11 protein-coding genes, 1 tRNA gene and 1 pseudogene are annotated in these 16,854 nt (G+C 39.5%); all 13 read right to left on the bottom strand.

The annotated features are described in order from the left end of the window. Nucleotides 1-777: 777 nt before the first annotated feature. The gene (locus tag ACFIKG_RS07695; protein ID WP_375652033.1) at nucleotides 778-2,169 is read right to left on the bottom strand and encodes an L-serine ammonia-lyase; all 1,392 of its coding nucleotides are present in this window, start codon (nucleotides 2,167-2,169) and stop codon (nucleotides 778-780) included. A gap of 345 nt (nucleotides 2,170-2,514) precedes the next feature. Then, nucleotides 2,515-3,204 (bottom strand): nitroreductase, encoded by a 690-nt coding sequence (locus tag ACFIKG_RS07700; RefSeq protein WP_375626280.1) that lies wholly within the window; start codon nucleotides 3,202-3,204, stop codon nucleotides 2,515-2,517. Between the two features lie 209 nt (nucleotides 3,205-3,413). Then, nucleotides 3,414-3,800, bottom strand: a complete 387-nt coding sequence (locus ACFIKG_RS07705) for a MerR family DNA-binding transcriptional regulator (protein ID WP_375626282.1) — start codon at nucleotides 3,798-3,800, stop codon at nucleotides 3,414-3,416. Between the two features lie 473 nt (nucleotides 3,801-4,273). Beyond that, nucleotides 4,274-8,485: a DNA-directed RNA polymerase subunit beta' gene (gene rpoC / locus ACFIKG_RS07710; protein WP_375626284.1), complete on the bottom strand. Its 4,212-nt coding sequence runs from the start codon at nucleotides 8,483-8,485 to the stop codon at nucleotides 4,274-4,276. Nucleotides 8,486-8,657: 172 nt separating this feature from the next. Further along, a complete protein-coding gene (gene rpoB / locus ACFIKG_RS07715) occupies nucleotides 8,658-12,806 on the bottom strand; it encodes a DNA-directed RNA polymerase subunit beta (protein WP_375626286.1) in 4,149 nt (1,382 codons plus the stop codon). Between the two features lie 291 nt (nucleotides 12,807-13,097). Beyond that, nucleotides 13,098-13,469, bottom strand: a complete 372-nt coding sequence (gene rplL / locus ACFIKG_RS07720) for a 50S ribosomal protein L7/L12 (protein WP_012755028.1) — start codon at nucleotides 13,467-13,469, stop codon at nucleotides 13,098-13,100. A gap of 66 nt (nucleotides 13,470-13,535) precedes the next feature. Continuing rightward, nucleotides 13,536-14,054, bottom strand: a complete 519-nt coding sequence (gene rplJ / locus ACFIKG_RS07725) for a 50S ribosomal protein L10 (RefSeq protein WP_375626288.1) — start codon at nucleotides 14,052-14,054, stop codon at nucleotides 13,536-13,538. A gap of 357 nt (nucleotides 14,055-14,411) precedes the next feature. Further along, the gene (gene rplA, locus ACFIKG_RS07730; RefSeq protein ID WP_375626290.1) at nucleotides 14,412-15,116 is read right to left on the bottom strand and encodes a 50S ribosomal protein L1; all 705 of its coding nucleotides are present in this window, start codon (nucleotides 15,114-15,116) and stop codon (nucleotides 14,412-14,414) included. Nucleotides 15,117-15,120: 4 nt separating this feature from the next. Continuing rightward, on the bottom strand, nucleotides 15,121-15,549 hold the full coding sequence (gene rplK / locus ACFIKG_RS07735) for a 50S ribosomal protein L11 (RefSeq protein WP_375626292.1): 429 nt from the start codon (nucleotides 15,547-15,549) through the stop codon (nucleotides 15,121-15,123). A 149-nt stretch (nucleotides 15,550-15,698) separates the two neighbouring features. Beyond that, the gene (nusG, locus tag ACFIKG_RS07740) at nucleotides 15,699-16,229 is read right to left on the bottom strand and encodes a transcription termination/antitermination protein NusG (protein ID WP_012755024.1); all 531 of its coding nucleotides are present in this window, start codon (nucleotides 16,227-16,229) and stop codon (nucleotides 15,699-15,701) included. A 20-nt stretch (nucleotides 16,230-16,249) separates the two neighbouring features. Then, a complete protein-coding gene (gene secE / locus ACFIKG_RS07745) occupies nucleotides 16,250-16,462 on the bottom strand; it encodes a preprotein translocase subunit SecE (protein WP_375652034.1) in 213 nt (70 codons plus the stop codon). A 204-nt stretch (nucleotides 16,463-16,666) separates the two neighbouring features. Beyond that, nucleotides 16,667-16,742: transfer RNA gene (locus ACFIKG_RS07750), tRNA-Trp, on the bottom strand. A 47-nt stretch (nucleotides 16,743-16,789) separates the two neighbouring features. Further along, a pseudogene (locus tag ACFIKG_RS07755) lies at nucleotides 16,790-16,854 on the bottom strand (elongation factor Tu); the annotation flags it as partial.

The raw sequence follows: 16,854 nt of genomic DNA on the forward strand, positions 1-16,854 counted from the left end.
CTATTCCCCCATATTAGACATAACTATTTTATTTTACTTGCTTTTTATATACCATTCACGGACACCACCGTGAAATGAGTTTGGGAGCGTTGAGAGATATTTTTTTAAAACAAACTCATGAATGAGTAACACGATAATGTTCTATCGCATGCATTCTATTCTCATGAGAATTTTGATAAATATTTTTAATGTATACGTTATTATTTATTTTAGTTTTTTTGACGGTACAGAATTTATAAATAAAAAATATATTCCCAATATATCTCTTAATTACTGTAAATTAGCATTTCTTTTTAAGGTATTTTTTACCATACTAGGTACCCAAAAATCTTTACTTCCAAAAAATTAAAATCTTTAAAATTCTCTCTCCTCATCATAATTATTCAGATTTAAAACAAATTTTCCTTGGATACTCAGGCATAATCTTCCATTACTTAAAAGATATGGCTATGGAAACTTTAAAAAGCCATAAAACCCAGCTAAAAAATAATGGCAGATTGATCACTAATTTTACTTTACGCTTTTTTACTTTTTCTAAATTAGGCTTTTTCCCATTTTAGATACAAATCAGATAGATACTAACAATACTCTCCCTCCAAGCCTTCATGCCGAAGCTATTATTCGTTAAGAAAACACTGAATCATCTCGAATTTATTTCAAGCTGCTGCTGCATTAAAGTGGAATTTTGATTTATAAGTAACAAAAAGCACAAGCTTTATCAGGAAATACGATCCCCCTCCAAAAAGTCCAGTTATGGATTGAAAGATGCTCCAGCTCCTAACAAGATATTGTATTAACTGCAAGACCACCTTTACTTGTCTCTTTATAGCGTTCACTCATATCATGACCAGTCTGGCGCATTGTTTCTATACAAGCATCAAGAGAAACAAAATGATCTCCATTACCATATAACGCAAGAGAAGAAGCCGTTACCGCCTTAACAGCTCCCATTGCATTACGCTCAATACAAGGAACTTGTACAAGACCTGCAACAGGATCACATGTCATTCCCAAATGATGTTCAAGCGCAATTTCTGCCGCATTTTCAATTTGAGCTGGCGTTCCACCTAACGCTGCGGTCAACCCTGCTGCGGCCATTGAAGATGCCGTTCCAACTTCACCTTGACACCCAACTTCTGCACCAGAAATAGAGGCATTATGTTTGATAACACCGCCTATAGCTGCTGCCGTTAATAGAAAATTATGTATTCCCTCTCGATCTGAATCATCATTAAATTGAAGATAATAACGCAAAACTGCTGGGACAACACCAGCTGCCCCATTTGTTGGAGCTGTAACAACACGACCACCTGCTGCATTTTCCTCATTGACTGCTATGGCATATACCGAAAGCCAATCATTTGCCCAAAGTGGATAATTGCGATTTTTCTTTTGATTTTCCAGAAGCGCTTCATGCAGCTTTTTAGCACGCCTTAGAACACGCAATCCACCAGGCAACTCACCTTCTTGTGAAAGACCTCTATCAATGCAATTTGTCATCGCTGAAAAAATTTCATCAAGCCCTGTATCAAGAGAAGAACGCTCTATCTTTGTTTCTTCATTTAAGCGCTTCATTTCAGCAATTGAAAGTCCTGATTTTTCTGCCATTGATAACATTGTACAAGCAGAATCAAATGGATATGGCACCTCAAATGCTTCTGGTTGTATATTATCATTCATATGGCTTAATTCATCCTCAGTCACAACAAAGCCACCACCGATAGAATAATAAATCTGCCGCAACAGAACATTCCCATCAGTATTAAGTCCTTCAAAGGCCAGTCCATTTGTATGTCCAGGGAGGATTTGCTTTCGTTCAAAAATAAGATCACGCTGCACATCAAACTGATAAGCGGGATGGCCTTCTGGTTGCACTTTTTTTTCACGTATAACTTTTGCTAACACCCCCCCCATGCTATCAGGATCAACAGTAGAAGCTTTTTCTCCTAAAAGTCCTAATATGATAGCCCTATCTGTTGCATGACCAATACCCGTGAAAGCTAAAGAACCATAAAGATAAACACGTATACGAGAAACTTGAATATCAGACGACTGAGAAAAATCTCCTATCTTTTGCAAAAACATATTAGCAGCTGTCATCGGCCCCATCGTATGTGAGCTGGAAGGACCAATCCCAATTTTAAAAAGTTCAAAAACAGATAGAAACACGTATCACCTCAAAACTATAGTACAGCTTGAGCATATATGCTTTTTCATAACGTTTGTCCCGTTTAAAATCAAATTGCGAGATAAACTAAAAAAATGACAGCAATAAACACGAATGTCGCTCGTCTTGCTACCACCCAGCACTTTCTCTCTATAGTGTTTTCCATTAAGCCAACCTTCAAAAAACGGACAATGCCCCTAGAGTCACCGCTCTTAATGTTTCAAACTTAGTAAAATAAGTGTTAATACGCAATATTAAAATTCAATAAGGATGCGAAATTCTTATCGAAAATATTTTTCATAATGCACCAAGTTCTTCAAAACGTATGCTTAATTATATAAAATATTTTATGGGTATGTTTCAATGAAACGTACAAAGTTTTCTAACGATTCTCGTTCTGTCTCAAAATTGTTTTCTGGAGCACTCATATCGCGATAACCAAGTGCCATACCACAGATAATATGGCGATCAGAAGGAATAGATAAAAGCGTACGAATCTGTTTATGATAATCAGCAAAAGCAGCTTGAGGGCAGGTATCTAATCCAAATCCACGTGCAGCTAACATAATGGTCTGCATAAACATACCCAAATCAAGCCAACTCCCCATTTCCATGTCGTGATCCATTGTAAATAAGAGTCCTACAGGTGCATCAAAAAATAAAAAATTTCGCGCCTTTTGATGAAGTATTTTTTCTTCATCACCTTTTTGAATTCCAAGACTCTGATAAAGATCCAAACCAACTTTTCGACGTCTTGAAATATAAGGCTCACGCCACTGATGTGGATAATAACTATATTCACGCTCTCCTTTTACACCTGAAAGAACAAGTTGTGAAAGCTCTTGCCCTACTTTCTGTAATACACTTCCTGTAAGCACAATCACTTGCCATGGCTGAATATTTGTTCCAGATGGTGCACGTGCTGCAAGTTTTAAGATTTCTTTGATTGTTTCCAAACTAACTGGCTGATCAGTAAAAGCGCGAATTGACTTTCGTGACAAAATAGATTGAAAAACACTCATAGGAGAAACTGCCATTGTTTTTACTTTCTTTATGAAAAATAATTTTTTTGCTTATCAAGGACAATATACTGCGAAAATACCTTCGCAGCTTTTTTCGAACACTCTATTTCTTTAAATAACTCACACATTTCACGTAGTGTTAAAGATTCCCCTTAGAGATAGTATAACCTATCTCTTTTAATAGAAAGAAAATTGTCTAAAAGCAGATGAAATAAATTTTATAATCAATGATTAACCCCCAACTCCGCTAAGCTCTCAAAAAAACTCTCCTCAATTCGTTCCAAATCCTGTAGAAGATCATCAATATCATGCTGCATCTGCTTTAAATCAGCTCGTTTTTTATGAATTCCTGCAATTAACTTCTTAAGCTTTTTCTCATCATCAGGTGGTTTTTCAACCATTGTCAACATATCAGATATTTCAGACAACGAAAATTTAACTCTTTTAGCACGCAGTATTTGTTTTAACTTATGACGATCCGTTTGTGTATAAAGCCGTGTATTTCCACGCCGAAAAGGAATAAGAAGCCCCTCTTCTTCATAATAACGCAAAGTCCGAGCTGTTATTGAAAACTCACGTGTTAATTTTCCAATTGAATAATATTCGTACATTTTTTCATTCTGTCTTCATAGATCACATTGTGATAAGAAATATGTCTATTTTTTATAATACTTAGTGAGTAACGTAATCTCTACTCTCCTACATTCTAATTTAGAAGAAGATACATTCTTGTCATACAAGTATTGTATAGTAGAGGATCAATTATTTTTTAGATTACAGAAAAGACTATCGATCTTTCATTATAAGTCCTTTAAAATCTTTATAGAAGATATCAATCAACAATTTTCCTAAAATTCAAAATCAATCATTATTTTATTTGTAGATAATCAACTATTTTCCTTGAACATGGCTTTTGAGTTTCAAATAATTACAAAACAATAAGCTAGTAAAGATGTTAAAAATAACTATCGCCTTATAATTTTTGATATTTTTTAGGAAAAGATGCAACTTCTGCATTTCGAGATAAAAAAACGTCTGAATATAAAGTTCAGACGTTTTTTTATTATGTGATGTTATATTTAAATTATTCAGCAACGGCGCCGGTTGTCATATTTGTCAACATAGCCTTAGCCACTTCGTTATTACTAGACTTACGCTGCTCATCTACAATCAAATCATCACGAACGGCAGCAATACGACGGATTTGAGAAATCGTACCACCCGTACCTGCTGGAATAAGACGACCGACAATAACGTTCTCTTTAAGTCCTTGCAAAGTATCAATTTTACCAGAAACTGCTGCTTCAGTAAGAACACGTGTTGTTTCCTGAAACGATGCCGCCGAAATGAAAGAAGGCGTTTGAAGAGAAGCTTTTGTAATTCCAAGAAGAATGGGATTACCAGATGCAGGTTTCTTCCCTTCTGCAATCAAATTATCATTGATTTCATCAAGTTCAATACGATCAACATTATCACCTGAAATATAACCAGAATCTCCAGATTCAGTAATTTCAACTTTTTGCAACATTTGACGAACAATCACTTCAATGTGCTTGTCATTAATAAGAACTCCCTGCAAACGATAAACCTCCTGAATCTCATTAACAAGATAAGATGCCAAAGCTTCAACCCCCTTAATCGCCAATATATCATGAGGTGCTGGATTACCATCAAGGATATAATCTCCCTTTTCAATTTGATCACCTTCTTGGAAGTGAAACAACTTACCTTTTGGAATCAAATATTCTACTGCCTCAAGAGTTTCATCATTTGGTTCAATAATGATACGACGTTTATTCTTATAACCACGGCCGAATCGAATCGTGCCACTTACTTCAGCAATAATCGCATGATCCTTTGGACGACGCGCTTCAAAAAGCTCAGCCACACGTGGTAAACCACCCGTAATATCTTTCGTCTTGGCACTTTCCATCGGCAAACGAGCAATAACATCACCAGCCTTAACATGAGCACCAAGCTCAACAGAAAGAATAGTTTCCACTGACATCATATAACGGGCTTCACCTCCCTTATACAATTTAGCAATGGATTCACCTTCTTTATCTGCGTGGATAATAATGGCTGGTTTAAGATCCGCACCACGTGGATTAGCGCGCCAATCAATCACCAAACGCTTCGTAATACCCGTAGATTCATCAGCTGTTTCAGTGACAGATAAACCATCAATCATATCTTCAAAACCCACATAGCCTTCAACTTCCGTTAAAATTGGACGTGTGTAAGGATCCCATTCTGCTATACGTTGGCCACGTTTAACCACATCACCATCATCAACAAAAATATGGGCACCATAGCTAACACGGTGTACAACGCGCTCTTTTCCTAACTCATCCTTGATAAGGATAGCCATATTACGCCCCATAACAACCAAATGGCCTTCAGAGTTACGAACCACATTACGATTACGAATCTCCACCTTACCTTCATAAGATGCCTCTAAATACGATGAATCAACAACCTGCGCAGTCCCTCCTAAGTGGAAAGTACGCATAGTAAGCTGTGTTCCCGGCTCACCAATGGATTGAGCAGCAATAACACCAACGGCTTCTCCCTGATTAACAGGTGTTCCACGCGCCAAATCACGACCATAGCATTTTGCACAAACACCAAGACGTGTTTCACATGTTAAAGCAGAACGAATTTGAACAGATTGAATTCCAGCTTCTTCAATCTTCGCGACATCAGCTTCCTCAATCATCGCTCCACCTTCAAGGATAACCTCTCCAGAGACAGGATGTAGAATATCAACAAGCGCTGTACGACCAAGAATCCTTTGCCCAAGTGAGGCAACAATTTGTCCTGCATCAACAATTGGCTGCATGGTAAGCCCTTTTGCGGTACCACAATCAACTGCCGAAATAATAGCATCCTGTGCAACATCAACAAGACGCCGTGTTAAATAACCAGAGTTCGCCGTCTTTAACGCAGTATCAGCAAGTCCTTTACGTGCACCATGCGTGGAATTGAAGTATTCATTAACAGTTAGACCTTCTTTAAAATTTGAAATAATGGGGGTTTCAATAATTTCACCCGATGGTTTTGCCATTAATCCACGCATACCAGCCAATTGTCTCATCTGGTTAGCAGAACCACGTGCTCCAGAATGCGACATCATATAGATCGAATTCATCGGCCGTTGACGACCTGTTTTAGGATCAAAATCGACGGCTTGAATACGTTTCATCATTTCATCTGCAACGCGATCTGTACATTTACCCCAAGCATCTACAACCTTATTGTATTTTTCACCTTGTGTAATCAAACCATCATTATATTGCTGTTCGTACTCCTTAGCCAAAGCTTCTGTCTCTGCAACTAAACGCGACTTACTATCAGGAATAACCATATCATCCTTACCGAATGAAATTCCTGCACGACAAGCATAAGAAAAGCCAAGCTGCATAATACGGTCACAAAAAATAACCGTCTCTTTTTGTCCACAGTGCCGATAAACATGATCAATCATTTTAGAAATGTTCTTTTTCGTCATTTCTTGATTGACAATATCAAATGAGATATCCGAATTCCTTGGCAAAAGCTCACCGATAATCAAACGACCAGGTGTTGTATCATAAAGTTTAGAAACTTCTTTTCCATCCTTCCCCATATTCTTAACACGGCCTTTAATCTTCGTATGAAGCGTTACAACCTTATTTTCCAAGGCATAATGAAGCTCACCTATGTCAGAAAAAGCCATTCCTTCACCTGGTTCTTTTTCAGAAACAATTGAAAGATAATAAAGACCAAGAACCATATCCTGTGAGGGAACAATAATTGGGGCACCATTGGCCGGATGAAGAATATTATTGGTAGACATCATCAAAACACGGGCTTCAAGCTGTGCTTCAAGAGAAAGCGGAACGTGAACCGCCATCTGATCTCCATCAAAATCCGCATTAAAAGCAGTACACACCAGTGGATGAAGTTGAATAGCTTTGCCTTCAATTAAAATAGGTTCAAAAGCCTGAATCCCCAAACGGTGCAATGTTGGCGCACGGTTGAGTAAAACAGGGTGTTCACGAATAACCTCATCCAAGATATCCCAAACTTCCGGATGTTCTTTTTCAACAAGCTTCTTTGCCTGCTTTACCGTTGATGAATAGCCTTTTGCATCAAGCCGCGCATAAATAAAAGGCTTAAACAATTCAAGAGCCATTTTTTTCGGAAGACCGCATTGATGCAATTTTAATTCAGGTCCCGTCACGATAACAGAACGCCCTGAGTAATCAACACGCTTCCCAAGTAAGTTCTGACGAAAACGTCCTTGCTTGCCCTTCAACATATCTGATAGAGACTTGAGAGGACGTTTATTGGCTCCAGTAATCACACGCCCACGCCGTCCATTATCAAACAATGCATCAACAGCTTCTTGTACCATACGCTTTTCATTGCGCACGATAATTCCAGGAGCACGCAATTCAATCAGCCGTTTCAAGCGGTTATTACGATTAATAACACGCCGATAAAGATCATTCAGATCTGATGTCGCAAAACGCCCACCATCAAGCGGAACCAATGGACGCAAATCCGGTGGAATAACCGGAATTGTTTTCATAATCATCCACTCTGGCTTATTTCCAGATTCAAGAAAATTTTCAACGATTTTAAGCCGTTTAATCAGTTTTTTCTGCTTTAACTCTGAAGTTGTTTCAGCTAATTCGAGACGCAAATCATTGGCGATTTTATTTAACTCCATACCAGCTAAAAGCTCGTAAATAGCTTCAGCGCCAATCATAGCTGTAAACTGATCTTCTCCAAACTCATCAATAGCAAGCATATATTCTTCTTCAGAAAGAAGCTGATGGAGCTTAAGAGATGTCAACCCTGGTTCGGTTACAATATAATTCTCAAAATAAAGAACCCGCTCAATATCTTTTAAAGTTAAATCTAAAAGTGTAGAAATACGACCTGGTAATGATTTAAGAAACCATATATGCGCAACAGGTGCCGCAAGTTCAATATGCCCCATACGCTCACGACGCACGCGCGAAAGAGTAACCTCTACACCGCATTTTTCACAAATAATGCCCTTATACTTCATGCGTTTATATTTGCCACATAGACATTCATAGTCTTTAATAGGGCCAAATATACGTGCACAAAAAAGACCATCACGCTCTGGTTTAAAAGTCCTATAATTAATAGTCTCAGGCTTCTTAATCTCACCATAAGACCAGGACAAAATTTTCTCAGGACTCGCAATAGAAATACGAATAGAGTCAAATGTCTGCGCTGGCGCTTGAGGATTGAAAAGATTCATGACCTCGTGGTTCATGCTGTTCTCCTTCAAAGATTCTTAGAACCTGTTGTAATATCTCATTTATTTTATAACAGATCTTCTTTAAAATACATTTACTTTTAAAAATGACCTGTATAACCTTAATAAGGTTATTGAGCCTCTTAAAGTAATCAGAGCGCAGCCTTTTTCTACTGCGCTCTTTGAATTATTATTCTGCTGTATCAGACAATGCCCGCTGTGCAATAAATTCACGCGCATCATCAAGCTCCACATTAAGAGCAAGTGAGCGCATTTCTTTTACCAACACATTAAAGCTTTCGGGTATACCCGCCTCAAATGTATCATCACCACGCACAATTGCCTCATAGACTTTCGTTCGACCGGCCACGTCATCAGATTTTACTGTTAGCATCTCCTGCAAAGTGTATGCAGCACCATAAGCTTCAAGTGCCCAAACCTCCATTTCACCAAAACGCTGACCACCAAACTGTGCCTTACCTCCTAATGGCTGCTGCGTAACAAGTGAATAGGGACCAATAGAACGTGCATGAATCTTATCATCAACAAGGTGATGCAATTTCAACATGTAAATATATCCTACCGTTACTCGACGATCAAAAGGTTCTCCAGTACGACCATCATAAAGCGTAACTTGCCCTGAACTATCTAAGCCTGCGTCCTCCAGCATCATGTTAATATCAGACTCATGTGCTCCATCAAAAACAGGCGTTGCAATTGAAACCCCTTTCTTCATCTGTAATGCCAATTTGTAAAGGCTTTCATTATCATACTGACGGACTGGTTCATTTTGATTATCATCAGGCATAAGATTTTCAATACGCTGACGCAACGGCAATATATCCCCAGTCTCTTGATACAATTCTAACAAATCACCAATCTTCTTGCCCATCCCCGCACATGCCCAACCAAGATGCGTCTCAAGAATTTGTCCAACATTCATACGACTAGGCACACCAAGTGGATTCAAAACGATATCAGCATGGGTCCCATCTTCAAGAAATGGCATATCTTCTACGGGAAGAATACGTGAAACAACACCCTTATTCCCGTGACGTCCCGCCATCTTATCACCTGGTTGGATTTTCCGCTTCACAGCCACAAAAACCTTCACCATTTTCATGACACCAGGAGGCATTTCATCACCTCTTTGGACCTTTTCAACTTTATCCATAAAGCGACGTTGTAATGCTTCTTTTGATTCATCATATTGCTTGCGCAAAGTTTCAATTTCATTTTGAAGCTTCTCATCCTCAACAGCAAATTGCCACCACTGGGATCGTGGATAATGCCCCATTACTGTACTATCAAGCTTTTTACTGCCCGAAAAGCCTTTCGGACCTTCTACAGCAACTTTACCTGTCAACATATCGGTAAGGCGCGCATAAACATTGCGATCAAGAATAGACTGTTCATCATCACGGTCTTTTGCTAAACGCTCAATTTCTTCACGCTCAATTGCCATCGCACGTTCATCTTTTTCCACGCCATGGCGATTAAAAACGCGAACTTCAACAACAGTACCAAAAGTTCCAGGAGGCATACGCATAGAAGTATCACGAACATCGGATGCCTTTTCCCCAAAAATTGCACGCAGAAGCTTTTCTTCTGGCGTCATGGGACTTTCACCTTTTGGGGTAATCTTTCCAACTAAAATATCACCTGGTTGAACTTCAGCACCAATATAAATTATGCCAGCTTCATCAAGATTTCTTAACGCTTCTTCCGCAACATTAGGAATGTCGCGCGTAATTTCCTCAGGCCCAAGTTTTGTATCGCGTGCTGCAACTTCAAATTCCTCAATATGAATTGAAGTAAAAACATCATCAGCAACAATGCGCTCGGATAACAAAATAGAATCTTCATAATTGTATCCATTCCAAGGCATAAAGGCTACGAGAACATTCCGACCAAGAGCTAAATCACCAAGATCCGTGGATGGACCATCTGCAATGATATCACCTTTCTCTATCCTATCACCGACATGTACAAGAGGACGCTGATTAATACAAGTGGACTGATTAGAACGCTGAAATTTCTGTAGGCGGTAAATATCAACCCCTGATTTTGAAGGATCTAAATCTTCTGTTGCACGGATAACAATACGGGTAGCATCGACTTGATCAACAACACCACTACGTTTTGCACTCACAGCAGCTCCTGAATCGCGTGCAACAATGGCCTCCATTCCTGTCCCAACAAATGGCGCTTCGGCGCGGACAAGAGGAACTGCCTGACGCTGCATGTTCGATCCCATAAGCGCACGATTCGCATCATCATTTTCCAAAAAAGGAATAAGCGCTGCTGCAACTGAAACCAATTGTTTTGGTGAAACATCCATCAAATCAACATGATCACGCGGCGCCATTAAAACTTCACCAGCATGACGGCAAACAACAAACTCTTCTGTAAAACGACCTTCACTATCTAATGAAGAATTAGCTTGAGCAACATAATGCTTTGCTTCTTCCATCGCTGAAAGATAAATAACTTCTTTTGTGACTTTTCCATCAACAATTTTTCGATATGGGCTTTCAATAAAGCCATATTTGTTAACTCGCGCAAATGTTGCTAAGGAGTTAATGAGACCAATATTGGGGCCTTCTGGTGTTTCAATCGGACAAATACGACCATAATGCGTAGGATGTACGTCACGAACTTCAAAACCCGCCCGTTCACGAGTCAAACCACCTGGACCAAGAGCAGAAAGACGGCGCTTATGGGTAATCTCCGACAATGGATTAGTTTGATCCATAAACTGCGACAATTGTGAAGACCCAAAAAACTCACGAACTGCAGCAGCAGCAGGCTTTGCATTGATCAAATCCTGTGGCATAACTGTATCAATTTCAACCGATGACATGCGCTCTTTTATCGCACGCTCCATACGAAGAAGGCCAATGCGATATTGATTTTCCATCAATTCTCCAACGGAACGAACGCGACGGTTGCCAAGATTATCAATATCATCAATTTCGCCACGACCATCACGCAATTCAACCAACATCTTAACAACAGCAAGAATATCCTCTTGGCGTAAAATGCGAACTGTGTCTGGACAATCAAGATCCATACGCAAATTCATCTTAACACGCCCAACGGCTGAAAGATCATAACGCTCTGGATCAAAAAACAATGAATGGAACATTGCTTCTGCTGTATCGATTGTTGGGGGCTCACCTGGACGCATCACTCGGTAAATATCAAATAACGCATCCTGTCGACTTTCATTTTTATCCACCTTTAAAGTATTGCGGATATAAGCGCCAATATTCATATGATCAATATCAAGGATATTGATTTGATCAGCACTAACATCAAGCAAAATTTTTAATACTTTTTCGTCAATTTCATCACCAGCTTCAAGGTAAATTTCACCTGTTTCGTAATTGACGATATCTTCGGCTAGATAACAACCTAATAAATCATCTTCACTAACTTTAACCGCTTTAAGTCCTTTTTCTGCCAAAGACTTCGCAGTACGAACTGTTAATTTTTTACCAGCCTCCGCGACGACTTCACCACTATCTGCATCTATAAGGTCAGAAATGAGCTTCATTCCTTTAAAGCGATCAACAGAATAAGGAACTCGCCATCCTTCTCCATCACGCTCATAAGTCACTTTATCATAAAACGTCGATAAAATATCCGACGCATCCATACCTAGTGCCATCAAAAGACTAGTAACAGGAATCTTGCGCCGCCGATCAATACGCGCATAAATAATGTCCTTAGCATCAAACTCAATATCAAGCCAAGAACCACGATACGGAATAACACGAGCAGCAAAAAGAAGCTTTCCTGATGAATGGGACTTTCCTTTATCATGGTCAAAAAAGACACCAGGAGAACGATGCATCTGCGAAACAATAACACGTTCCGTACCATTAACAATAAAGGTACCATTCGTCGTCATTAAAGGCATATCGCCCATATAAACGCCTTGCTCTTTAATGTCTTTGATATCTTTGGAGCCGGTATCCTCATCAACATCAAAAACAATCAAACGTAATATGACCTTTAATGGGGCAGCATAAGTTAAATCACGTTGACGGCACTCTTCAACATCAAATTTCGGTAAATCAAATTCATAACCAACAAACTCAAGCATAGCTGTACCGGAAAAATCTGAAATAGGAAAAACCGATTTAAAAACAGCTTGCAAACCTTCATCTGGTCGTCCACCTTTCGGTTCCTCAACCATGAGAAACTGATCGTATGACGCTTTTTGAACCTCAATAAGATTCGGCATTTCTGCTACTTCAGGAATCTTACCAAAAAATTTACGTACGCGCTTACGACCATTGAATTGAGACATCATTGCGTGAGTCTGAGCCATCGTCGCTCCTTGATCTTTACTCTTCAAGGTAGACCAACCTTGAAAGCCTTATATCATTAACCTGCATATGCAGACCAGTTCACTTGACACTCAACAATGAGCATCATTAACTTTCCCCACCAACATAAGCCATTTTTATCTCTTGACTCTATGATGAAGGGATGGGTAGTGCAAACCTATCCCATTACTGTTACAAAACCGTTGGGAAAAGGTTTTTTACTCATTATTTTCCCTCTTTGTATTGAGAGAAAGAAAATCGGCGAACATAAATGCCCGCCGATAAAATTAAATTTACTTAAGTTCCACTTTAGCACCAGCAGCTTCAAGTTGAGATTTAATTTTTTCTGCTTCTTCTTTAGAAGCACCCTCTTTAATAGGCTTAGGTGCCCCTTCAACCAGATCTTTAGCTTCTTTAAGACCAAGTCCAGTAAGAGCACGAACTTCCTTAATAACATTAATTTTTTGCGCACCACCTTCAACAAGAATAACATCAAATTCTGTTTTTTCTTCAGCAGCTGGAGCAGCAGCACCAGCAACAGCAGCGACAGCTACAGGAGCAGCAGCCGAAACTCCCCACTTTTCTTCAAGTAACTTAGAAAGCTCAGCGGCTTCCAAAAGGGTTAGATTAGAAAGGTCTTCTACGATCTTCTCTAGATCAGCCATTTTTAAATTCCTTCAATTAAAAGATTTGAACCATTATTAAATTTTATCCAAAAAAACAGAACAGCCTTAAGCCGCCTTATCCTCCTGAGCATATGCGCCAATGACACGTGCAACCTGACTAGCTGGGGCATTAACAACCTGTGCAATACGGGTCGCAGGGGTAGAAATCATACCCACAAGTTTTGCACGCAACTCGTTTAATGAAGGCAATGAAGCCAATGACTTCACAGCATCTACAGTTAAACTTGTTGCCCCCATTGAACCGCCAAGGATGACAAATTTGTCATTGCTTTTCGCAAAATCAACAGCAACTTTCGGTGCTGTGATCGGATCTTCTGAATAAGCAATAAGTGTCTGTCCAGTAAACAAACCCACTATCGATTCAGATTCCGTGCCCTGAAGAGCGATTTTAGCAAGACGGTTTTTGGCGACTTTAACGGCACCGCCAGCTTCACCCATTTTCGAACGTAGATCATTCATCTGTGAAACTGTCAGACCGGAATAATGTGCAACAACAACAGAACCAGACTTCCGAAAAGCCTCGTTAAGCCATGTAACAAATTCGCGTTTTTCCGCTCTATTCACTGTCTCTCTCCATTTAACAGATTTGCTTAAAACAAACCTATTGGTTACCTTTGATAACATAAAATACTTCATGTCACCGATGAGGATCCTGTCCCCTTTTTCACGCACAGCGTTCAAAGGCAACCTTGGCTCAAACCCTTTAAGTCTTTTAACTCTCAGTTTTTACCCCAGTCTCATGCAGGTTTTTTTGATTAAGATACTTAAAAGCATCACCTACAATCTCGGACAGGATATTCCGGAATTTCTCCCGGCATAACCTAAGCTCTATAAAGCTTAGATAGCTAAATGCTGATCAAAACCAGCATTTTAAATACAATTTTGATATTCACATACCCAAAAACAAAATTATAAATCAGCTTATACTAACTCTGAACGAACTGTTGCTGGATCAACTTTAATACCAATTCCCATAGTCGAAGAAACAGCAACGCGCTTAATATACTCACCTTTTGCACCTTGCGGTTTGGCTTTAATAACTGCACTTGCAAAGGCCTTTATATTTTCTACAATTTTTTCAACACCAAAAGAAGCCTTACCAATACCAGCATGCACAATACCAGCTTTTTCCACACGAAACTCAACAGCACCACCTTTAGAAGCTTTGACAGCACCGACAACATCAAGTGTTACAGTACCAACTTTCGGATTCGGCATCAAACTCCGCGGACCAAGAATCTTACCAAGACGACCAACAAGAGGCATCATGTCTGGTGTTGCAATACAACGATCGAAGTCTATAGTCCCTCCATTAATGCTTTCAAACAAATCTTCAGCCCCTACAATATCAGCTCCTGCCGCCTTAGCTTCCTCAGCCTTATCCCCACGAGCAAAAACGGCAACACGAATATTTCTCCCTGTTCCATTAGGCAAATGAGCAACTCCTCGAACCATTTGATCAGCATGACGAGGATCAACACCCAAGTTCATTGAAATTTCGATTGTTTCATCAAACTTAGCAACTGCACGCTCCTTAACCATTGAAACGGCATCTTTCAAAGCGTAAAGTTCATTAAAATCAATATCTTTTCGGATATTTTTTATTCTTTTTGCTACTTTTGCCATAATATTACCCCACCACTTCCAAGCCCATCGAGCGAGCAGAACCTTCAACCATACGCATTGCTGCCTCAATGTCATTCGCATTAAGATCTTGCATCTTTGATTCCGCAATCGAACGAATTTTATCACGAGAAATGCTTCCTACAGACACTTTACCAGGCTCTTTTGAACCAGATTTCAGGTTTGCCTCCTTCTTTAAAAAGAATGATACAGGAGGCGTCTTGAGAGAAAATGTGAAAGACTTATCTTGGTAATACGTAATAACCACTGGAATCGGTGCTCCCTTTTCCATTTCTTGTGTAGCTGCATTAAACGCCTTACAAAATTCCATGATATTAATACCGCGCTGCCCAAGAGCTGGACCAATCGGTGGAGATGGAGTAGCAGCTCCTGCAGGAACCTGCAACTTAAGCTGACCTATACTTTTTTTTGCCATAACAATCTGCCTTTAATTTCACTGGTATACTGACAATTTATCTTGCCCGCTACCCGCTGCAGTCACGTGGTTCGGATCATTAAGCCGACAAAAGCCATAAATCACCTCCCACTCCTTCCTTAAAGTAATTAAAACTACTCTAAGTTTAATCAGAGTTTTTCAACCTGACCAAATTCCAAATCAACAGGCGTAGGACGCCCAAAAATAAGCACTTCAACCTTAAGACGAGAGCGCTCTTCTTCAACCTCTTGAACAATTCCATTAAACGAAACAAAAGGACCATCAGCAACGCGAACTTGCTCTCCAACCTCAAACAATACAGAAGACTTTGGAGACTCAACCCTTTCTTGAACTTGTTTGAGAATTTGCTCAACCTCTCGATCAGAAATGGGAACAGGACGCGCATCCGACCCTAAAAAACCTGTCACTTTAGGCGTATTCTTAATAAGATGATAAACTTCATCTGTTAACTCAGCACGAACAAGAACATAACCAGGAAAAAATTTTCGCTCAGCATCAACTTTTCGCCCACGACGAACCTCTACAACACGCTCTGTTGGAACAAAAATCTTTTCAAAAAGATGATCAAGTCCTTTTTGCTTTGCTTCCTTATCAATAGCTTCCGCTACTTTCTTTTCAAAATTTGAATATGCCTGAACAATATACCAACGAGCTGCCACAGTCACACTTCCTTACATTCTCAACTAAAAAGATATTTCAGAAGATCAATAACCCGCCAAACACCAAAATGCATAACCTGATCCACAATAAAAAAGAAAGCTGAAGCCAACGCAGTTACCAACAAAACCATAACAGTAGAAATAACCGTCTCACGACGTGTAGGCCATTTCACTTTAATTGTTTCTGCATAAACCTGCTTAAAAAAGGTAATCGGATTGGTTTTAGATGCCATCGTCACACTATACTCTCTCTAGCCCTATTGTGTTTTATAAAACAAAAATAAACAGAAAAAAATGCAAAAGCCAACTTTCGACTTATGCAATTTCCTTACTTCCTATTCAATACCGTTTCATACACAAAAAAACAAGCCCTATATCAAAAAAAGCGAAAAAGGCAGCAAAATCCACTCCCTTATATGAAAAACTCTATTCCCCTTTGGCAGGGGCAGCAGGACTTGAACCCGCGACCTGCGGTTTTGGAGACCGCCGCTCTACCAACTGAGCTATACCCCTAACTCTCAAAACTAAAACACTTTTAACATCCCTTTAACAAGCATTATTTATTCAATGATCTTAGAGACGATACCGGCACCAACAGTACGACCACCTTCACGAATAGCAAAAC

Source organism: Bartonella sp. LB28NMGDW (assembly GCF_042194435.1).
GTDB lineage: Bacteria > Pseudomonadota > Alphaproteobacteria > Rhizobiales > Rhizobiaceae > Bartonella > Bartonella grahamii.